The 16,907-nt window shown below is 71.1% G+C and carries 31 protein-coding genes; all 31 read left to right on the top strand.

The window, feature by feature from the left end; genetic code table 11:
- The first annotated feature begins 218 nt into the window (after positions 1-218).
- The 31 genes from DEP02_RS22115 (at position 219) to DEP02_RS21990 (ending at position 16,903) form a co-directional block, all read left to right on the top strand.
- A complete protein-coding gene (locus DEP02_RS22115) occupies positions 219-545 on the top strand; it encodes a hypothetical protein (protein WP_112469436.1) in 327 nt (108 codons plus the stop codon).
- A complete protein-coding gene (locus DEP02_RS22110) occupies positions 542-922 on the top strand; it encodes a hypothetical protein (protein ID WP_112469435.1) in 381 nt (126 codons plus the stop codon). The genes DEP02_RS22115 and DEP02_RS22110 overlap by 4 nt, the downstream gene beginning before the upstream one ends.
- Positions 919-1,140, top strand: coding sequence for a hypothetical protein (locus DEP02_RS22105; protein ID WP_112469434.1), 222 nt, complete (start codon positions 919-921; stop codon positions 1,138-1,140). The genes DEP02_RS22110 and DEP02_RS22105 overlap by 4 nt, the downstream gene beginning before the upstream one ends.
- Positions 1,137-1,847 (top strand): DNA cytosine methyltransferase, encoded by a 711-nt coding sequence (locus DEP02_RS22100; RefSeq protein ID WP_198668532.1) that lies wholly within the window; start codon positions 1,137-1,139, stop codon positions 1,845-1,847. The genes DEP02_RS22105 and DEP02_RS22100 overlap by 4 nt, the downstream gene beginning before the upstream one ends.
- Entirely contained in the window at positions 1,844-2,044 is a 201-nt protein-coding gene (locus DEP02_RS22095) for a hypothetical protein (protein WP_232839227.1), read from the top strand. Before DEP02_RS22100 ends, DEP02_RS22095 begins: the two co-directional genes overlap by 4 nt.
- Entirely contained in the window at positions 2,041-2,364 is a 324-nt protein-coding gene (locus DEP02_RS22090) for a hypothetical protein (RefSeq protein ID WP_112469433.1), read from the top strand. The genes DEP02_RS22095 and DEP02_RS22090 overlap by 4 nt, the downstream gene beginning before the upstream one ends.
- The gene (locus tag DEP02_RS33610; protein WP_157977508.1) at positions 2,361-2,522 is read left to right on the top strand and encodes a hypothetical protein; all 162 of its coding nucleotides are present in this window, start codon (positions 2,361-2,363) and stop codon (positions 2,520-2,522) included. The genes DEP02_RS22090 and DEP02_RS33610 overlap by 4 nt, the downstream gene beginning before the upstream one ends.
- Positions 2,519-3,013, top strand: a complete 495-nt coding sequence (locus DEP02_RS22085) for a hypothetical protein (RefSeq protein WP_112469432.1) — start codon at positions 2,519-2,521, stop codon at positions 3,011-3,013. Before DEP02_RS33610 ends, DEP02_RS22085 begins: the two co-directional genes overlap by 4 nt.
- On the top strand, positions 3,010-3,654 hold the full coding sequence (locus DEP02_RS22080) for a hypothetical protein (protein ID WP_112469431.1): 645 nt from the start codon (positions 3,010-3,012) through the stop codon (positions 3,652-3,654). The genes DEP02_RS22085 and DEP02_RS22080 overlap by 4 nt, the downstream gene beginning before the upstream one ends.
- Before the next feature lie 160 nt (positions 3,655-3,814).
- Entirely contained in the window at positions 3,815-4,996 is a 1,182-nt protein-coding gene (locus DEP02_RS22075; protein WP_112469430.1) for a hypothetical protein, read from the top strand.
- A complete protein-coding gene (locus DEP02_RS33605; RefSeq protein WP_157977507.1) occupies positions 4,996-5,151 on the top strand; it encodes a hypothetical protein in 156 nt (51 codons plus the stop codon). Before DEP02_RS22075 ends, DEP02_RS33605 begins: the two co-directional genes overlap by 1 nt.
- Positions 5,152-5,170: 19 nt before the next feature.
- Positions 5,171-5,668: a hypothetical protein gene (locus tag DEP02_RS22070; RefSeq protein WP_157977506.1), complete on the top strand. Its 498-nt coding sequence runs from the start codon at positions 5,171-5,173 to the stop codon at positions 5,666-5,668.
- Positions 5,665-6,291: a hypothetical protein gene (locus DEP02_RS22065; protein ID WP_112469428.1), complete on the top strand. Its 627-nt coding sequence runs from the start codon at positions 5,665-5,667 to the stop codon at positions 6,289-6,291. Before DEP02_RS22070 ends, DEP02_RS22065 begins: the two co-directional genes overlap by 4 nt.
- A gap of 75 nt (positions 6,292-6,366) precedes the next feature.
- Complete coding sequence (locus DEP02_RS33600; RefSeq protein WP_157977505.1) at positions 6,367-6,513, top strand: hypothetical protein; 147 nt, start codon at positions 6,367-6,369, stop codon at positions 6,511-6,513.
- A 100-nt stretch (positions 6,514-6,613) separates the two neighbouring features.
- Positions 6,614-6,814: a helix-turn-helix domain-containing protein gene (locus DEP02_RS22060; RefSeq protein WP_112469427.1), complete on the top strand. Its 201-nt coding sequence runs from the start codon at positions 6,614-6,616 to the stop codon at positions 6,812-6,814.
- 276 nt (positions 6,815-7,090) lie between these two features.
- Positions 7,091-7,345 carry a hypothetical protein gene (locus tag DEP02_RS22055; RefSeq protein WP_112469426.1) on the top strand — a complete coding sequence of 85 codons (255 nt, stop codon included), beginning with the start codon at positions 7,091-7,093 and terminating at the stop codon, positions 7,343-7,345.
- 16 nt (positions 7,346-7,361) lie between these two features.
- On the top strand, positions 7,362-7,634 hold the full coding sequence (locus DEP02_RS22050; RefSeq protein ID WP_198668531.1) for an HNH endonuclease: 273 nt from the start codon (positions 7,362-7,364) through the stop codon (positions 7,632-7,634).
- Between the two features lies 1 nt (position 7,635).
- The gene (locus DEP02_RS22045) at positions 7,636-8,076 is read left to right on the top strand and encodes an AAA family ATPase (RefSeq protein ID WP_112469425.1); all 441 of its coding nucleotides are present in this window, start codon (positions 7,636-7,638) and stop codon (positions 8,074-8,076) included.
- A gap of 397 nt (positions 8,077-8,473) precedes the next feature.
- Positions 8,474-8,923 (top strand): HNH endonuclease, encoded by a 450-nt coding sequence (locus DEP02_RS35355; protein WP_112469424.1) that lies wholly within the window; start codon positions 8,474-8,476, stop codon positions 8,921-8,923.
- A 12-nt stretch (positions 8,924-8,935) separates the two neighbouring features.
- Positions 8,936-9,193 carry a hypothetical protein gene (locus DEP02_RS22035; RefSeq protein ID WP_112469423.1) on the top strand — a complete coding sequence of 86 codons (258 nt, stop codon included), beginning with the start codon at positions 8,936-8,938 and terminating at the stop codon, positions 9,191-9,193.
- Between the two features lie 61 nt (positions 9,194-9,254).
- A complete protein-coding gene (locus tag DEP02_RS22030; RefSeq protein ID WP_112469422.1) occupies positions 9,255-10,673 on the top strand; it encodes a terminase large subunit domain-containing protein in 1,419 nt (472 codons plus the stop codon).
- On the top strand, positions 10,670-10,855 hold the full coding sequence (locus DEP02_RS34115; protein ID WP_198668530.1) for a hypothetical protein: 186 nt from the start codon (positions 10,670-10,672) through the stop codon (positions 10,853-10,855). Before DEP02_RS22030 ends, DEP02_RS34115 begins: the two co-directional genes overlap by 4 nt.
- A complete protein-coding gene (locus DEP02_RS22025; RefSeq protein WP_198668529.1) occupies positions 10,852-12,174 on the top strand; it encodes a phage portal protein in 1,323 nt (440 codons plus the stop codon). Before DEP02_RS34115 ends, DEP02_RS22025 begins: the two co-directional genes overlap by 4 nt.
- Positions 12,174-12,989 (top strand): HK97 family phage prohead protease, encoded by an 816-nt coding sequence (locus DEP02_RS22020; protein WP_112469421.1) that lies wholly within the window; start codon positions 12,174-12,176, stop codon positions 12,987-12,989. Before DEP02_RS22025 ends, DEP02_RS22020 begins: the two co-directional genes overlap by 1 nt.
- Entirely contained in the window at positions 12,986-14,443 is a 1,458-nt protein-coding gene (locus tag DEP02_RS22015; RefSeq protein WP_112469420.1) for a phage major capsid protein, read from the top strand. The genes DEP02_RS22020 and DEP02_RS22015 overlap by 4 nt, the downstream gene beginning before the upstream one ends.
- Positions 14,444-14,508: 65 nt before the next feature.
- Positions 14,509-14,706, top strand: a complete 198-nt coding sequence (locus tag DEP02_RS22010; protein ID WP_112469419.1) for a hypothetical protein — start codon at positions 14,509-14,511, stop codon at positions 14,704-14,706.
- A 3-nt stretch (positions 14,707-14,709) separates the two neighbouring features.
- Positions 14,710-15,267, top strand: a complete 558-nt coding sequence (locus DEP02_RS22005; protein WP_112469418.1) for a head-tail connector protein — start codon at positions 14,710-14,712, stop codon at positions 15,265-15,267.
- Positions 15,268-15,726 carry a hypothetical protein gene (locus tag DEP02_RS22000; RefSeq protein WP_112469417.1) on the top strand — a complete coding sequence of 153 codons (459 nt, stop codon included), beginning with the start codon at positions 15,268-15,270 and terminating at the stop codon, positions 15,724-15,726.
- Positions 15,727-15,740: 14 nt separating this feature from the next.
- On the top strand, positions 15,741-15,902 hold the full coding sequence (locus tag DEP02_RS33590) for a hypothetical protein (RefSeq protein WP_157977503.1): 162 nt from the start codon (positions 15,741-15,743) through the stop codon (positions 15,900-15,902).
- On the top strand, positions 15,902-16,393 hold the full coding sequence (locus DEP02_RS21995) for a phage tail tube protein (protein WP_112469416.1): 492 nt from the start codon (positions 15,902-15,904) through the stop codon (positions 16,391-16,393). The genes DEP02_RS33590 and DEP02_RS21995 overlap by 1 nt, the downstream gene beginning before the upstream one ends.
- A gap of 3 nt (positions 16,394-16,396) precedes the next feature.
- Positions 16,397-16,903 (top strand): hypothetical protein, encoded by a 507-nt coding sequence (locus tag DEP02_RS21990; protein WP_112469415.1) that lies wholly within the window; start codon positions 16,397-16,399, stop codon positions 16,901-16,903.
- Positions 16,904-16,907 lie beyond the last annotated feature (4 nt).

Below are 16,907 nucleotides of genomic sequence, written 5' to 3'. Positions count from 1 at the left end.
TTTGCGAAGGGGTCTGCGAAGGCTTTGACCTGCAAGTCGAAGGGGTCGAAGGGGTTTTTCTACGCCCGCACATACAAGGAGAAGGAAAACCAGGAAGCCCCTTATGCAACAGCAGGTGCGCGGAACCCCTTCGATCCCTTCGAACCGCAGGTCAACCCCTTCGACAACCCCTTCGCGCATCCCTTCGCAACCCCTTCGCACCCCTTCGGGGGCAACCCATGAGGGGGCTGCCCGCGCATCTCGTCGCCGCCCGCGCCGAGGCCTCCGCCCAACGCCCCCGCCACCAGCCGTGCCCCCGCTGCCGGGCCGACACCCTCGTCGCCCGCACCGCCGACCGGGTCGCCGCCGTAGACGTCCGCGCCGACCCCGCCCCCGTCGACCCGAACCATCCGCCGGCCGGACGCCTCCTGTGGTGCCTCGTCCAGCACGAGCACACCGGCGCCCGCATCCGCTGGCGCGACCAATGGCACGCCAAGGCGTGCACCCACACCGTCCTCGCCGACCACCACTGCCCGCCCCAACCCGTCCAGGAGACCCTGCTGTGAGCCGATCGAAAGCCAAGGGCACCGCCGCCGAAACCGCCGTCGTCCGCTTCCTCCAGGCCGCCGGCTTCGCCCAGGCCGAACGCCGCACCCTCAACGGCACCCAGGACCGCGGCGACATCGCCGGTATCCCCGGCGTCGTCATCGAGGTGAAGAACTGCGCCCGGCAGGAACTCCCCGCCTGGGTCGCCGAGGCCGAGCTCGCGCGCGACAACGACCGCGCGACCCTCGGCGTGGTCTGGCACAAGCGCCGCGGCAAGTCCAGCCCGGGCGACTGGTTCGTCACCATGTCCGGCGCCCAGTTCGCCGCGCTGCTGCGCGAGCAGCAGGGCCTGCCCGACCCGGCCGCCGAGGAGCGGCAGGACGGGGCACAGCGATGACCGCCTACCCGATCGGTGTCGAGGTCTCCTGCGACGGCCCCGACGAGCACACCGACTGCCCGCAGAGCGCCGCGATCAGCGCCCGCTTCTCCTCGAGGACTGCCCGACAGGTGCGCGCTGACGGCCGGGCCGACGGCTGGACCACCCGGCGGATCCCCGGCCGCCTTCGTGACGTGTGCCCCGACTGCACCGGGGCGCGGAAGGGCGGTGCCGCGTGACGCTCACCTTGCCCCCGCGGGTCCCGAACGGGTTCACGATCCTCGACGTCTGCTGCAAGGCCGGCGGCGCCAGCTACGGCTACTACCTCGCCGGGTTCAACGTGGTCGGCGTCGACCGAGAACCGCAGCCCCGCTACCCGTTCCCGTTCATCCGCGCCGACCTCCGCGACCTCGACGCCGAATGGATCGCCGAGAACTTCGACGCCTCGGCGTGGAGCCCGCCCTGCTGGGAGCACTCCGACCTGAAGCACCGCACGGGCAAGACCTACGAGGACTTCATCCCCGAGGCCCGCGCCCTCGCCGAAGCATCCGGCCTGCCCTACGTCATGGAGAACGTGGAAGGTGCCCCGCTCCGGGACCCGCTGGTGCTGTGCGGCACCCAGTTCGACGGGCTTCGCGTCACCCGGCACCGCCTGTTCGAGTCGAACCTGCTGCTGTACCCGCCCCGCCCCCACCCGAAGGGCCGCGAACCGCTGCACTTCACGCACGACAAGCGGAAGAACCATTACGGCCGGCTCGACGAGTGGACCGCGTTCGTCACGGTCACCGGTGGCGGGAACTCCTCAAAGGCGGCGGCCGAGGACGCGATGGGCATCCCGGCCGGGTGGATGACGAAGGACGAGCTGAACCAGGCGATCCCCCCGGCGTACACGCAGTGGATCGGCTGGCAGGTCGCCGACCACCTCGCCCGGCTGGAGGTCGCGTGAGCGAGCAGCCCGCCGTCGTCTCCGGCATCCCCGCCGGCCTCACCCTGCGCGGCCTGGACCGCGACCAGACCCCGGTCGCCGACTGGCTGTGCGGCTGCGGCCACCACCAGCGCGCCACCGGCCACCGCGACGTCCAGCAGCTGGCCGCCCGGGTCACCGTCGGCCACTGCCCACACCAGGGGGTGAGCGCCGCGTGAGCACCCGCTACCGCATCGACTGCACCAACTGTGGCTGGCACGGATACCGGCGGCCCCACCCGCTCAACGAATGCGCCTGCTACGACGAGTACGCCTGGTACTGCAGGCCCAACTCGCCCGGCCCCGGCTGCCCGAACGGCGCCAACCTCTTCGCCGTCTGCCCCCGCTGCCGGAACCTGCGCATCGAGATCTGGAACAACGCTCCGATCGCGCACCACGACAAGGGCAAGATCCTCGTCCGCCAGGCCTGGAGCCGCCAGCACGTGGCCGAGATCCTCCGCGGCCGCGCCAAGCTGCGCAGGCAGGAGGTCGCCGCGTGATCCCCGACGCCGTGCGCGCCGTCATCGCCTCCGTCATGACCGAACACCCCAACGCCACACCCGACCTCCTGTCCCGCCTCGTCGTCGCCGAACTCCGGCACCTCGGCTGGCACATCACCGCAGCACGCCCCCGCACCACCCGTCAGGAGACGACGTGACCTACCTCCTCACCGCCCTCCTCGCCCTCGCCGCCGGCTGGTGCTGGGGCCACGCCACCGCCCGCATCCGCCACGTCCCCATCGGCGCGGCCGAGGCCGACGACCAGGCCGCGCTCGACGCCCAGGAGCTGAAGCAGGCCCCAGCCTCCGACGAGGACGCGCAGCGCACCGCTCGCCGCCGCTCCACCGCCGTCCTGCTGGCCCGCATGCAGCACGGCGTCCTCACCGACGACGAAGCCACGCTCCTGCGCCAGCACGCCGAGGCCGAGATGCGCGAGGCCGACACCGCGCGCGCCGTCGCCCGCGGGAACCTGCTGCACGTCCAGCTACTCATCCCCGACCTGGAGCGAGCCGAGGCCGCCATCGAGCGCGTGTGCGCGCTGCTGCCCGACCACCCGGTCGACGACTTCCTCGCGGCAGGCATCCGCCCCGCAGCCCTCCGCAGCGCCGTCGACGGCACCGAGCAGCCCAAGGAGCAGAGCACCCCGTGAACGACTGTGGACTGTGCGAGCGGCAGCTGGAGCACGGCTACCTGTGCGGCGGCTGCACCCGCGCCACCACCCAGCGCCTGGACCGCATGCCGAAGCTGTGGACTGCCCTGGCCGCCTTCCTCGCCCCCGGCGCTGGCGGCAGCCCCCAGTACGGGCGCACCCGCCCCGCTGAGGCGCCGCTGCCCGCCCGCGAAGACGTGCTCAGCCTCCGCGCGGCCGGCGGCATCGCCGGGGTCCTCGAGGACTGGCGCGCGGCAATGCAGGCAGATCGCGGCTGGGGCGTCCCGGTCGTGCCCGCCGACGTCGGCCGCCGCGTGGCCGTCGCCGCCCGCGCCCTCGCCATCAACATGGACTGGATCGCCGCCGAGTGGCCGGAGGCTGGCCGGTTCGCCCTGGAGGTGCGCGCCCTCGAGGGCGACGTCCTGTCCATCGTCGACCCCGAAGACCCCGACGACCGCCGGCACCGGCGCGGCACCCGCATCGGCCACTGCGTCGCCGAGCTCCCCGAAGGCGACGTGTGCGGCGCCGTCCTCCGCTCCTACCCGGGCGAGGCAACGCTGACCTGCCGGTGGTGCGCCACCGAGTACCAGCCGAAGGACTACCTGCTGCTGAAGCAGCTCCAGCCCGCGGCGCCCGCGTAGCCGTGGACATCGCTCACACGATGTGCTTTGCTATCCACATCCATGTACGTGGATGCACAACCGCATAACGAAGGGCCGGGCAGCAGCTCGGGGGTTGCAGCCCCCGGCGCGCGCACCGCCCGGCCCTCCAACCGAACACCTGATCAGAGCAGGAGTCGGCATGACCGATCATTCCCCGCGCCCCGGCGGGGCCGCAAGTTCCAAGACCCGCATCCTCACCCGCGGTCAGTCCGTCGTCCTTGGCGCGGCCGCCGCCGTCATGGTCGCCGTCGGTATCGCTGGCGCGGTCGGCACCTTCTCCAACGTCCTCGCCGAGTTCGGCCGCAAAGCCGCCGCCGTCGGCGTCGTCGCCGCTGGCGAAGGCCTCACCCTCATCCTGGCGTTGACGCTGCTGGGCCTGACCCTGCTCGGGCAGTCGTCCCCGGCCTGGGTCCGTGTCGGCCTGTGGCTCGCCCCGCTGGCCGCCTGCGGCATCGGCTTGTCCCTCGCAGACAACCTGACCGAGGCCGCCGTCTACGGGGCCACCCCGCTGGGCATGAGCGGCGCCGCCGAAGGCCTCGGCCTGATCGCCCGCCGCATCGTCGTCTACACCACCGGTGTGGACGCCGAGGCGCAGCGCCGCAACGCGGACGCCGCCCGGCAGCTCGCCTTTCAGCGCGCCGTCGCCGACGGCCACCCCGGCAAGTGGAAGCGCCAGATCGCCGTCCGCCGCTACTGGCGGCTCGCGAAGTACGTCGGCGTCGGCGACACCGAGCTCGGTGCCGGCCTGGTCGACGTCCAGCGCACCCGCGTGAAGGCCGGAGCTGATGCGGCCCTCGCATCCATGTACGGCGCGCCCGCCGCGACCGCCACCGAGGAGCCGCCCGCGCGACCCCGTCCGGCGTCCGCCACCGAGGTACTCCGCGAACGCTTCGCCGAGATGGACCCGGTCGATGCGATCCGCCTCGCCCACGATGCGCGACCTGATGCGCCCCCCGCCGAGCTCGCTTCCATGCTCACCCACTACGGAGTGCCCGTTGACCCCGTCGCGGTTGCCCTGGTCCTCGACCAGCGACCCCCGGAGTACGACGTGCAACGCGGTGATGCGCCCGCGCATCAGCAGGTCAGCGCCCCTGTCAGCGCCCTGGAGCCGGTCACCATGGAGGCCGCGGTCGTCGAGGCCGCATCCACTCTCGGACCGGATGCGAAGGCCAAGGAGATCGCCGACCAGGTGGCCCGGCACCGGCGCCTGGTCGTCACCGAGAACTACGTGCGCACCGTCCGGTCCCGGGCCGCGAAGAGGGCCCAGGAGCAGGCTGATGCGCCCGTGATGCGCGACCCCGGGAACGGGGGATACGCGTGATGCGCTGGCCCCTGCTCGCCATGTTCTTCGCGCTCGCCGCCGTCGCCGCCCTCGCCGGCCTGGCCCTCATCGACTGGCGCACCGTCCCGCCCGTGACCGGCACGTGCGCGCTCATCCTCACCATCGCCGCGCTCGCCGTGGCCGTCCTCCACTGAAGGACTCTTCATGCCGTACATGGCCATCAACTTGGGCGGCGTCGCCCTCGGCGTCGCCATCGTCCTCGTCCGCCTCATCCGCTGGGTCCTCGCCGAGAAGCGGCGGCCCGCTGCCCTCGTCCCGTTCGTCCTCGCCCACCTGTACGGCATGCTCGCCGCCCTCGCCGCGCTCGGCTCCGTCTCCGCCCTCGGCATCGCCACCTGGGCCACCGTCTGGGCCGCCAACGTCGCCGGATACACCGGCCTCGTCTGGGGCGTCGGCGGCACCGCACCCGACGTCACCCGCGCGCAGCAGCTCGCCCTCACCCCCGGCGGCTACGTGATCGTGTTCCTGCTGACCGCCGTCTTGTTCGCCCTGTGGAAGTGGGCGCCGCGCGTCCCCAACGGCGAGCTGATGCAAGGCTCGTTCTCCGGGGTCTCCGTCGCCCTCTCCGGGACCGTGGCCGGTATCGCCGCCGTCCCGCTGGGGTCGTCGGCGAACCTGCTCGGCTCATGGTTCACCGGAGCGTTCGCATGAGCAGCGCCGAGCCGGAGGAGACCGAGCTGGACGAGCCGGGCGGGATGAGCGAGCGCACCGCCCACCTGATCCTCGCCGCCGTGCTGCTGCTCGCCATGTGGGGCATCGTCGCCGCCGTCCCCGAGACCGCGTACGTAGTCGTCGGCGTGCTGCTGTGCCTCGCCTGGCAGCGCGTCGCCGGATGGCTGGCCGCCCGCCGCCAGGACGACGAGGACGAGCCCGCGGCCGAGGAGACACCGGACGTCGCCGAGGCGCTGCGGACGCTGTCCAACGGCGGCCAGCACGTGCTCCTCACCCAGCTGCAGAAGACGCTCGCCGTGCCCGACACGAAGACCGTGCGCGCGCTGCTGAAGACCGCCGGCATCCGCGTCCGCGCGGGCGTCCGCACACCGGCGGGGAACGGGCCCGGGGTTCACCGGGACGACATACCGGCCCCTTCCCTGACCGAGAGCGGCCCCCACTCGGAGGGTTGTTGTTGCAGGTCAGGCAACAACGCCAACGCCAACAACGCCCCGACCGGCCCCACTGAAGAGGGGTTGCGTGTAGAGCCCATCGGCCTCGCGGGGGCGGTCGTACGCGACCCCGCCGACGCCGTCCGCCACCACCAGGTCGGCGGCAAGTAGACCCCGGGGCGGCCCTGTGCCTGCCAGCTACCGGCCGCCCCGGTCCCATCCCAACGAAGAGACGGAGAGCCCATCATGGCACTCGGATTCAAGAAGCCCATCAAGCCCGACGACCCCCGGCTGAAGGGGCACGAGACGGACTACCAGGCGTCGCGCGGCGGCTGGGTGAAGACGAAGCAGAAGCCTGTCCCGGGCACGCCGAAGAAGCCCCAGACGAGCTGACCGCCTGCCACACTGGTGGCTGCGCGCCGGGTAGCGCCCGGCAACCCGAGGCCCCGCCGCACCCCCCGTTGCGGCGGGGCCTCGATGCATCATGAACCCCATGGACAGCCTGTACGCTCCGCCCGGCCGCCTCACCACTTCCCAGGTCGCCCAAGTCCTCGGCACCACTCCCGGCGGTGTCCGCAACCTCGTCTACCGCGGCCGCCTCAAGCGCGCCGGCGGAACCCCACGCCGCCCCTGGTTCTGCGCCGACCACGTCGCCGCCCTCGACGCCGAACGCCGCGCACGCAGATCAGCTTGACCGCAGGTCAGATGCTGTGTGACGATCGCGGTGCACAACTGTGCCCACAGACACACGATGAAGCCCCGGCCAGGATCCCCCGGCCGGGGCTTCGTCGTGTCCGTCCGCCGCCCGGCGCCTGGGGCTGGAGGCGGCCCCGAGCGGGGATCACGGGCACCCGCGGGATGCGGGGCGCCAGGGCGGCGGACACCAACGTCACAACACGGCCACACAACCCCCCACACAGCCCCCACGCGGCGCATGATGCCCCCAGCATCCGAACACCCTGGGGGAACCGTGAGCGACTACAGAGACATCCAGACCGCCGTACGCGTGGAGAAGCTCCGCATCTGGTTCGCCTGGATCTGCGGCAACATCATCCTGCTGATCATCGCCAACGGCACCAAGGACATCGCGATCGTCAGCGTCATCACGCAGGTGCTGCTCGTCGCTGGCTTCCTCGCACTGACCGTCGCCCTGTTCCGCATGACTGGCGCCCTCAACCGCAAGGCCGCCGCGGCCCGCCGCGAGGTCCTCGGCGACGACATGTGACCTGAAGGAGGCGCCCGTGGCCAAGCGATGGGACGGGCGCCCCTACCGTCGACTCACCGCCGAGATCCGCCGGCGCGGTGACCCGTGCTGGCTGTGCGGCCACGACATCGACCTCACCCTCGACCCACGCTCGCCCTGGTCGTTCACCGTTGACCACCTCATCCCGCTCTCCCGCGGCGGTGACCTCCTCGACCCCGCCAACGCCCGGCCCGCGCACCGCCGATGCAACTCGAGCAAGGGCAACCGCGTCGCACCCCGCACCGTCGGCCCGGCCTCACGCAGGTGGTGACATGCTGTACGTCATCTGCGGGCCGCCGGCTGCGGGCAAGTCCAGCTGGATTGCTGCCCGTGCCAGGCCGACCGACATCGTCATCGACCTGGACCGCATTGCGCTCGCTCTCGCCGGACCCGACGCCCCACCCTGGCAGCACGACGAGACCCTGCTGAAGGTCGCCCACCGGGCCCGCTTCGCTGCCCTTGACGAAGCCGTCAAGCACCGCGACCAGGTCGACGTCTACCTCATCCACACCATGCCCAGCGCCAAGGCCTTGGCCCGCTACCACAGGCTCGACGCGAAGATCGTCACCGTTGATCCCGGCGAGCAGATCGTTCGGCAGCGCGTCAGGGACATGCGAGCACCAGGCATGGACCAGGTGGTCACCCGCTGGTACCGGCAACGCAAGCGGCTCGGACCACAGACAGTGAGCAGGCAGGCATCACGGGAGTGGTGACCACACCCAGTCACCCCACCAAGGGCAACACGGCGCACGACCACCGGCCCACCCGGCCTACCCAGCCACCGCTCACCGAACGTCAACGACCAGCGCGCTGAACTGCGCTGACCTGCCGCCCGAACCCGAGGGGAGGGGGGCACCAACCCCACGGGAAACCCGCAGGTGAGCGACCCACAAGCCCTTCGTGGTCGGTTTTGCGCGCGGCTCGATCGAGCCGCTAATCACCCTGAACTCAACTCGACTCCATTAGGGGCCGTCACCCTGCGTGACCGCCTTAATGGTCACGCTATGTAGCCAATTCTTGATAACTGTCAGTAGCCCTCACCGCTGATCACGGTGGGTAGGAAGGCCCGCGTCTCCCAGCGCGGGCCTTCCGCGTGTCTGGGAGACCTTCATGACCAAGACCTGCGAAGGATGCGGGAACCCCTACCAGCAGCGACGTCGTGATCAGCGGTGGTGCTCCAGGTCCTGTAAGGACAGGGCCTATGGGGCTGCCCGTCGTTCTGCGGGGCTCCCGCAGAACCTCTCTCCCGAGGCGCGGGAGCGGCAGCGTCTGTACTGGCAGGCGAAGTGTCGACGGCGGCGCGCGGCAAAGCGGGGCGGCGCCTCTGAGCCGTACACGACGCCGGAGATAGCCGAGCGTGATCGGTTCCGCTGCCAGCTCTGCGGCAAGCGTGTGGCGATGAAGCAGGTGGTGCCGCATCCGAAGGCTCCGACGGTCGACCACGTCGTGCCGGTGTCGGAGGGCGGGGACGACACGAGGGCGAACGTGCAGTTGGCGCACTTCCTCTGCAACTCCGTCAAGGGCCCTCGTGGCTCGCAGCAGTTGGCGCTGCTCGGCTGAGGGGAGGGCCCGATGGGCTTCGTCGCTGAGGCGATCGCCGCCGAGATCCAGCAGCTCGCCGTCGGCGACCGCGCGCCCGGCCTGTCCGAGCTGGCTGAGTCGCTGGCCCGGTCCGTCGACGATGCGGTCGACAACCCGTCGGCGAAGGCCGCGGCGGCGCGGGAGCTGCGGGCGGTGATGAAGGAGCTGCGGGCGCTGGCCCCGGTGAAGAGCGAGGGGGGTGCGCTTGATGACCTTGCTGCCAAGCGTGCGCAGCGGCGGAGAGCTTGAGCCCGCTGTCCCTGATGCCCGGGGCGCTCAACGTCCACGCGTCGTCACTGTCCCGCCGTTCGTGTCCTCGGCTGGGCAGGAGGCGGTGGAACTCGCGGCCGTCGCGGGGCTGGTGCTGGACGACTGGCAGCAGTTCGTACTGCACGTCGGCCTGGGAGAGCGGGAGGACGGCTCCTGGTCGGCGTTCGAGACGTGCGTGAACGTGCCGAGGCAGAACGGTAAGGGCGGCATCATCGAGGCCCGGGAGCTGTGGGGGCTGTTCCTCGGCGGTGAGCGGCTGATCCTCCACAGCGCGCACGAGTTCAAGACGAGCATTGAGGCGTTCCGGCGTATCGAGGCGCTCGTCATGAACTGCGATGAGCTGCGGAAACGCGTCGCGCGGGTGCGGCGGACGACCGGCGAGGAAGCGATTGAGCTGCTGAGCGGGCAGCGGCTGCGCTTCCTCGCCCGGTCGGGCGGCTCTGGCCGTGGCTTCACCGGCGACTGCAACATTTTGGATGAGGCGATGATCCTCGGTGACGACGCCATGGGTGCGCTGATGCCGACGATGGCGGCCGTGAAGGATCCGCAGCTGTGGTACCTGGGCAGTGCGGGCATCGGCGCACCGTCGATGCAGCTGGGGCGGCTGCGGCGGCGGGCGCTGGCGGCGATCGAGTCGGGGGTGCCGGACCCGTCGCTGGCGTACCTGGAGTGGAGCATCAGCCCGCATGCGCGGGAGTGCCCGACCGGATGCACGGACCACGACGACCTGGAGTCGCCGGTGTCGGCGGCGCGGGCGAATCCTGCGCTCGGCTACCGGCTGACGCTGGAGCACACGGAGCGGGAGCGCCTGAGCATGGGGCCGGAGGTGTTCGCGCGGGAGCGGCTCGGTGTGGGCGAGTATCCGTCGGACGGGGCGGACGCGTGGCAGGTCATCGGTGAGGACGCGTGGCGGGCTCTGGCTGACGCTGCGAGCCGCCCGGCGGACCCGGTGGCGTTCGCCATCGACGTCACCCCCGAACGCAGCCACGCGAGCATCGGCGTGGCCGGCCTGTCCGGCGAGGTGGTGCATGTGGAGGTCGTCGACAACCGGCCCGGCGTGGGCTGGCTTGTCGAACGGGCGAAGGAACTGCATGAGCGGTGGGGGCCGCGCTGCTGGGTCGTGGACGGCGGCTCGGCTGCGGCCTCCCTCATTCCCGACTTGGAGGCCGCGCTCGGCTGTGAGGTCGTCAAGCCGAAGGCGCGGGATGTGGCGGCGGCGGTCGGCCAGTTCTACGACGCGGTCATCGAGGGCCGTCTCGTGCACCTGGACCAGGCGCCGCTTGCCGTCGCGTTGGCGGGCGCCCGGAAGCGGGACCTGGGGGATGCGTGGGCGTGGGCGCGGCGTGGTGTCGACGTGGACATCAGTCCGCTGGTGGCGGTGACGCTGGCCCGCTGGGGTCTGACCAGTGATGTGGCGGAGCCGGAGCCGGAGGTGGAGCCGTGGGTCGCCTACGGGTGACGAGGTGGACGCGGGCCGCCCGGGCCCGGCTGGGCTACTGGTCGGGCTGCGGGGTCCTCGCCGTCGGTGCCGGGCTCGAGTTCGGGGCGGGTGCCGGCCTCATGTCGGCGGGGGTCCTGCTGGCTGGGTCGTGCCTGCTGCTGGTGGAGACCGACGAGGACGACGACGGGAGGATGCGGTGACGAGCCTGTGGCAGCGCGCACGGCGCTCTGTGGTGTCTTCCCGGCTGGATGAATCGTGGCAGGTCGGCGGGAACCTGTACTACGGGTCGGCGCGGGTGTCGGACGGCCGGGAACGACCCGGCCCTTACGACTTCGAGGCCGCGGTCCAGCGGATCTACAAAGCGAACGGGCCCGTATTCGCGCTGATGATGGTCCGGCAAATGGTGTTCTCCGAGGCGCGGTTCCAGTTCCGGCAGCTCCGGAACGGCCGGCCGGGGGATCTGTTTGGCACAGCCGCGCTGGCGCCGCTGGAAAGGCCCTGGCCGGGTGGCAGTACGGGAGATCTACTGTCACGGATGATCCAGGACGCGGACCTGAACGGGAACGCGTTCGTGACGCGTCTGGACGATGGCAGGCTGCGGCGGCTGCGGCCGGACTGGGTGACGATCGTGACCGGGTCCCTCGAGGAGCCGTCCGCGCCCGGTGACGCGCTCGACTCCGAGCTGGTCGGCTACGTGTACACGCCGCCGACGGCGGATGCGCAATGGCTGCTGCCGGAGCAGGTGGCGCACTTCGCGCCGATCCCCGACCCGGAGTTCTCGTTTCGCGGCATGTCGTGGCTGACGCCGGTGATGCGGGAGATCAGCGCGGACCTGGCGACGACCCGGCACAAGCTGAAGTTCTTCGAGAACGGGGCCACCCCGCAGCTCGTCGTCAGCCTGGACGCGTCGGTGACGGCCGAGAACTTCGCGAAATTCAAGGCCGCCATGGACGCGAGCCACCAGGGCGTCGACAACGCCTACAAGACGCTGTATCTGGGTGGTGGCGCAGACGTCACCGTTGCGGGTAAGGATCTGCACCAACTGGACTTCAAAGCCACGCAGGGCGCCGGTGAGACGCGGCTGGCGGCCGCGGCCGGTGTGCCCTCGGTCATCGTCGGCTTCTCCGAGGGCCTGGCCGGGTCGTCGCTGAACGCGGGCAACTACGCCTCCTCGAGGCGCCGGTTCGCCGACGGGACGATGCGGCCGCTGTGGCGGAACGCGGCCGGGTCCCTGGCCGAAATCATCGACGTGCCTGACCGGTCGGAGCTCTGGTACGACGACCGGGACATCGCGTTCCTGCGGGAGGACCGGCGGGATGCTGCCGAGATCCAGGGCATTCAGTCCCGCACGATCCGCGCGCTCGTCGACGCCGGCTACGAGCCGGAGACCGTGGTCGCCGCGGTCCAGGCCGAGGACTACAGCCTGCTGCAGCATTCCGGTCTGTACAGCGTGCAGCTGCAGAGGCCGAGCAGTGGCCAGCCCGCCAGTCCCAACGACTCGATGACGGAAGTGTTCTGATGGACGCGTTCATGCGGTCCTTCCCGCTGGAGGACATCCGTGTCCGTGCCGGTGGGGACGGGCGGACCGTGGAGGCCTACGCGGCGGTGTTCGATACGCCGACGGAGATTACCGACCAGGACGGGCACTACCTGGAGGTCATCGACCGTCGGGCGTTCGATCGGACGCTGCAGCAGCTCGCCCCGGCCGGCTCCCGTAGTACGTGGCGGGTCGGGGTGTTCTACAACCACGGCCGCACTCTGTGGGGCACTCCCAGCGAGCGGGGCAGCATGCCGATCGGGACGCCGGTGGAGGTCCGGGCCGACTCCCGGGGCTTGCTCACGGTGACCCGCTACAACAAGACGGAGCTGGCCGACGAGGTCCTGGAGAACATCCGCGAGGGTGCGATCACCGGCCAGAGCTTCACGGGCCGGTTCACGCGCTCCGACCCGGGCCGCACACCGCGTGCGGGCTGGCGCGCGGACAGCTCCGGGAAGCTGAAGACCGTCAAGCGGCAGGAGATCGCCCTGAAGGAGTACGGGCCGACTCCGTTCCCCGCCTACCCGGACGCCGCTGTGATCGGTGTCCGTGCCGAGCAACTCGTACAGCTCCTGGGTCAGATGCCCGACGAGGAGCGCGAGCGGCTCGCCCTGATGCTTCGGACCGGCACTCCGCTGGACTCGCCCGCCGAGGGCGGTCCGGAGGGCCCGCCGGCCGCTGGCGACCCCGCAGATGCGGGCCCCGCCGCCGAGGACCCGCCCGCAGGGCACTCCGTTCGGCAGAAGATCGCGTGGGCGAAGGTCCGCGCTGAGATCAAGGCCAGGAGGGCCCTGTGACCACGAAGCGGAAGAAGAAGAGCGACAAGCTCAAGGAGCAGCTGGAGGCGATCCGCTCCGAGCTCCTGGAGCTGGACGAGGTGGAGGAGCCCACCGAGGAGCAGGCCAGCCGCGCGCAGGAACTGCTCGGGGAGTTCGACACCACGCAGGAGGCATACACCGAGCAGGTGGAGCACGAGAAGCGTGTGGAGGCCGTCCGCGCAGCTTCCCTGGTGGAGGGCGGTCAGGAGCGGTCATCCGGCCCGGACGTGCTGTTCAAGTCGCGCACCAACCCCTACGAGGGGCTGGAGGGCGTGCGGGGCGCGAACCTGCACGACCGCAGCGTGGTCGGGGACCTGCGCTCGCGTGCGCTGACCGCGATCGACGACGCGGGCGAGGAGATCAGCGCCGAGCAGCAGGAGCGGGCTGAGCGCCTGGTCCGCGGCGACCGGCGCGGCCGCATCGCCCAGCACATCCTGCTGACCGGCTCCCCCGAGTACGCGCGCGCGTTCGAGAGCCTCCTCGCGAACTCGGGTAACCCGGCGCTCCTCGACGGGGATGAGCTGGACGCGTACAAGCTGGCCGAGGCGCACCGGCGGGCGATGACCCTCACCGACGCGGCTGGCGGGTTCCTGGTGCCGTTCACGCTGGACCCGACGATCATCCTGACGAACGCGGGCAGTGCGAACCCGTTCCGTCAGATCGCCAGCGTGCGGACCATCACCACGGACACGTGGAACGGTGTCTCCTCGGCTGGTGTCACTGCCGGGTGGCTCGCCGAGGCTGGCGAGGTCACCGACAACTCGCCGTCGTTCGGGCAGCCCACGATCACCCCGCACAAGGCCGCGGCCTGGGTGCAGGGGTCGTTCGAGGTTCTCGCCGACTCCGGGTTCGCCGCCGAGGTCGGGCCGCTCCTGTCGGACGCCAAGGACAACCTCGAGGCGACCGCGTTCGCGACCGGCTCGGGTACCGGCCAGCCGAAGGGTGTCGTCACCGCCGTGGGCGCCGTGCCCGGCTCGGTGGTGGCGTCTGCGGCTGCACTGTCGTACACGGTCGACGACGTGTACGCGCTGGACGCGGCGCTGCCGCCCCGGCACCGGAACACGGCGAACCCGTCGTGGGTGGCGTCGAAGGCGACCATCAACGCGACCCGCCAGTTCGACGAGTCCGGTGGCTCCAGCTTCTGGGCGAACCTCGGTATGGGGCAGCCGGAGCAGCTGCTGGGTGCGCCGATCTACGAGTCGTCGTCCATGTCGTCCGCGCTGACCACGGCGGCGGCGAAGCCGCTGCTGGTCGGCGACTTCCGGCAGTTCTACATCGTCGACCGTGTCGGCATGACGATGGTGTACGAGCCGCTGGTGAAGGGCTCCAACGGTCGGCCGACCGGCGAGGCCGGCTGGTTCTGCTACTGGCGGGTCGGCTCGGACGTCGTCAACCCGGACGCGTTCCGTCTGCTGAACATCAAGGCGTCCTGACCCTGACAGCTGAGAGGCCCGGACCGTGGGGTCCGGGCCTCCTGTCTGCCTGGAAGGAGGCAGTCATGCAGCGTGCGAAGAAGATCTTCTTCGCGCCGGGGCGTCGGGTCGCGAAGGGTGAGCTGTTCGCCGACGACGACCCGATCCTCAAGGGCCGCGAGATGCTGTTCGAGCAGGTCGACGTGCCGACGGCGCCGGAGCCCGCGAAGCCCGTGGCGAAGAAGGCCGCGCAGAAGTCTGCGGCGAAGAAGCCTGCGGGGTGACCCGTGGCGTTGCTGACGCTGGATGAAGCGAAGGCCCAGCTCAACATCACCAGCGACGTCAACGATGTCGAGCTGGGCGCGTACATCGAGGCGGTCGGCCCGGTCATCGAACGGTTCGTCGGCCCGGTGGAACCACAGCAGATTGTGGAGACCCATGACGTGCCGCGTGATGGTGGTCGCGTCATGGTCCTGCGCCGTCTGCCCGTCATGTCGCTCACCTCGGTGGTGCCGCTCCTGACAGGCGGCACCACCTACGACGTCAGCACGCTGGTCCTGGACAGTGACACGGGCGTCGTGCAGCGCGCCGATGGCGGTTGGCTGCGGGGTCCGCTGCGGGTCACCTACCAGGCCGGGCGGCCGGAGGTTCCGGCGACGATCAATCTGGCGGCGCGGATGCTGGTACAGCACTTGTGGCGGACGCAGAACGCGGGCCGTGGCGGTGTCCTCGCGGGCGGCGACGACTTCTCTGTCTCCGAGCCGGTCCCCGGGTTCGGGTATGCGGTGCCCAATCGGGTGCTGCAACTGCTGGAGCCATACCGACTTCCCCCGGGAGTGGCGTAGATGGGATCACGAGTACCTGAGGTCATCGACGCCCTGGTGGCGCTCGGCGCCGCCGACCCCGAGCTGGACGAGGTGCAGGTGTCGGACGGGCCCGAGGTCACCGACACCAGCGCACTGGACTGGCTGATCGTTGGCTTCGACGGCGACCCCAACGGCGACTTCCAGGCGGCGCAGACCGTCGGCGGCTGGACGGACTTCGGTACCGGCCGTGAGGAGCAGTTCCAGGTGATGGTCGCGGCGGTCGCGCAGCGCGGCGACACCGACGTGCGCGCGGCCCGGATGCGGGCGTATGAGATCGGCGCCCGCGTCGAGGCGTGGCTGCGCGCCGACCCGAGCATCGGTCTCGGGCCCGGCCAGGTCGAGGCTGCGATCGAGGCGTCGCAGCTGACGCAGGACCAGACCCAACAGGGTGCGCAGGCTGTGCTGCTGCTGACGGTGGCCGGCCGCGCTCTCACGTAGAGAGGAGCCGCGCGGTGGGTGTGCGGATGAGGCACGAGGGTGTCGAGCAGGAGATCGAGGTCTCGGAGATCTCGGTGAAGCAGTACGAGCGATCGGGTTGGAAGGTCGTTGACGGCCAGCCCGGCAGCAACGTTGCCGCGGCGAAGGGCCGCCGGCGGACTGAAGGAGAGAACTGATGGCGACTCCGATCCAGGCGTCGACGCGGTACTACCGCCGCGGCGTCACGAGGGTGCTGTGGGTACCGACGATCGCGAACAAGAACAGCCCCGCGCGTGCGGAGCTGGACGCGGGTACGGCGCTGGAGGCCGAGACCGGCGCGATGTCCGGGTGGCAGACCACCTCGGGCACCGTTCCCACCCCCGCCCTCGGCTCGCGGTTCACGCCGGTGGTGGGCGGCGAGATCACGGCCGCGGAATCGTCGCTGACGTTCTGGGCGAGCAAGGACGGCGACGACGTGCGCACGCTCCTGGTGCGCGAGGCGACCGGGTTCATCGTGTGGATGGACGAGGGCGACACAGAGTCGGGGACGATGGATGTCTACCCCGTGACGGTCACCTCGCAGGCCAAGGTCCGCGAGCTCGACCAGGCGGCGCAGATCATGTGCCAGTTCGCCATCACCGGCGAGCCGAGCGAGAACGTCGCAATCCCGGCGGCTGCGGGCGGCTGACCGATGGCGGGCTCGGTACGGATTCTGGGCACCGGCCAACTGGTGGATCTGTCGAGGCGTATGCGTACGGCGGGCGGGCCGCGGCTGCGGCGGAACATGGCCCGCCGGATCCGCCGGGCAGCTGAGCCGCTGCAGAAGGACTTGCAGCGGGAGATCCGCACGGTGCAGCTGCCCGGCTCGGGCCGCCGGGGGCGCGGCGGCCCGTCGCCCACCACCCGGCCGCTGCGCGCCACGCTGGCGGGCGCCGTGCGGATCAGCGTCCGCCAGGGCGCCAACCCCGGTGCTCGCGTGTGGGTGGACCGCTCCCGCCTGCCGGCGGACATCAAGAACATGCCGTGGGTCATCGAGGAAGGCCGCGTCCGTCACCCCGTGTTCGGCAACCGCCGCCGGTGGGCGACCCAGTGGGCCCGGCCCACCGGCTGGTGGTCGCGCACCGTCCAGGCCGGAACCCCGCGGATGCGGGCCGAAGTCGAACGCGTCCTCGGCGACGTCCGCCGGGACCTTCAGTAAGGAC

The organism is Streptomyces triticisoli (assembly GCF_003270085.1).
GTDB lineage: Bacteria > Actinomycetota > Actinomycetes > Streptomycetales > Streptomycetaceae > Streptomyces > Streptomyces triticisoli.
The sequence above is the reverse complement of the archived record's forward strand: the minus strand, read 5'-3'. Positions and strand labels throughout refer to the sequence as shown.

What these genes read in the sequence shown, in the direction of transcription:
- DEP02_RS22115 (WP_112469436.1), top strand. Translation starts at nt 219, where the DNA reads ATGAGGGGGCTGCCCGCGCATCTCGTCGCCGCCCGCGCCGAGGCCTCC.
- DEP02_RS22105 (WP_112469434.1), top strand. Translation starts at nt 919, where the DNA reads ATGACCGCCTACCCGATCGGTGTCGAGGTCTCCTGCGACGGCCCCGAC.
- DEP02_RS22075 (WP_112469430.1), top strand. Translation starts at nt 3,815, where the DNA reads ATGACCGATCATTCCCCGCGCCCCGGCGGGGCCGCAAGTTCCAAGACC.
- DEP02_RS33605 (WP_157977507.1), top strand. Translation starts at nt 4,996, where the DNA reads ATGCGCTGGCCCCTGCTCGCCATGTTCTTCGCGCTCGCCGCCGTCGCC.
- DEP02_RS22070 (WP_157977506.1), top strand. Translation starts at nt 5,171, where the DNA reads ATGGCCATCAACTTGGGCGGCGTCGCCCTCGGCGTCGCCATCGTCCTC.
- DEP02_RS22065 (WP_112469428.1), top strand. Translation starts at nt 5,665, where the DNA reads ATGAGCAGCGCCGAGCCGGAGGAGACCGAGCTGGACGAGCCGGGCGGG.
- DEP02_RS33600 (WP_157977505.1), top strand. Translation starts at nt 6,367, where the DNA reads ATGGCACTCGGATTCAAGAAGCCCATCAAGCCCGACGACCCCCGGCTG.
- DEP02_RS22060 (WP_112469427.1), top strand. Translation starts at nt 6,614, where the DNA reads ATGGACAGCCTGTACGCTCCGCCCGGCCGCCTCACCACTTCCCAGGTC.
- DEP02_RS22045 (WP_112469425.1), top strand. Translation starts at nt 7,636, where the DNA reads ATGCTGTACGTCATCTGCGGGCCGCCGGCTGCGGGCAAGTCCAGCTGG.
- DEP02_RS35355 (WP_112469424.1), top strand. Translation starts at nt 8,474, where the DNA reads ATGACCAAGACCTGCGAAGGATGCGGGAACCCCTACCAGCAGCGACGT.
- DEP02_RS22035 (WP_112469423.1), top strand. Translation starts at nt 8,936, where the DNA reads ATGGGCTTCGTCGCTGAGGCGATCGCCGCCGAGATCCAGCAGCTCGCC.
- DEP02_RS22020 (WP_112469421.1), top strand. Translation starts at nt 12,174, where the DNA reads ATGGACGCGTTCATGCGGTCCTTCCCGCTGGAGGACATCCGTGTCCGT.
- DEP02_RS22010 (WP_112469419.1), top strand. Translation starts at nt 14,509, where the DNA reads ATGCAGCGTGCGAAGAAGATCTTCTTCGCGCCGGGGCGTCGGGTCGCG.
- DEP02_RS22000 (WP_112469417.1), top strand. Translation starts at nt 15,268, where the DNA reads ATGGGATCACGAGTACCTGAGGTCATCGACGCCCTGGTGGCGCTCGGC.
- DEP02_RS21995 (WP_112469416.1), top strand. Translation starts at nt 15,902, where the DNA reads ATGGCGACTCCGATCCAGGCGTCGACGCGGTACTACCGCCGCGGCGTC.
- DEP02_RS21990 (WP_112469415.1), top strand. Translation starts at nt 16,397, where the DNA reads ATGGCGGGCTCGGTACGGATTCTGGGCACCGGCCAACTGGTGGATCTG.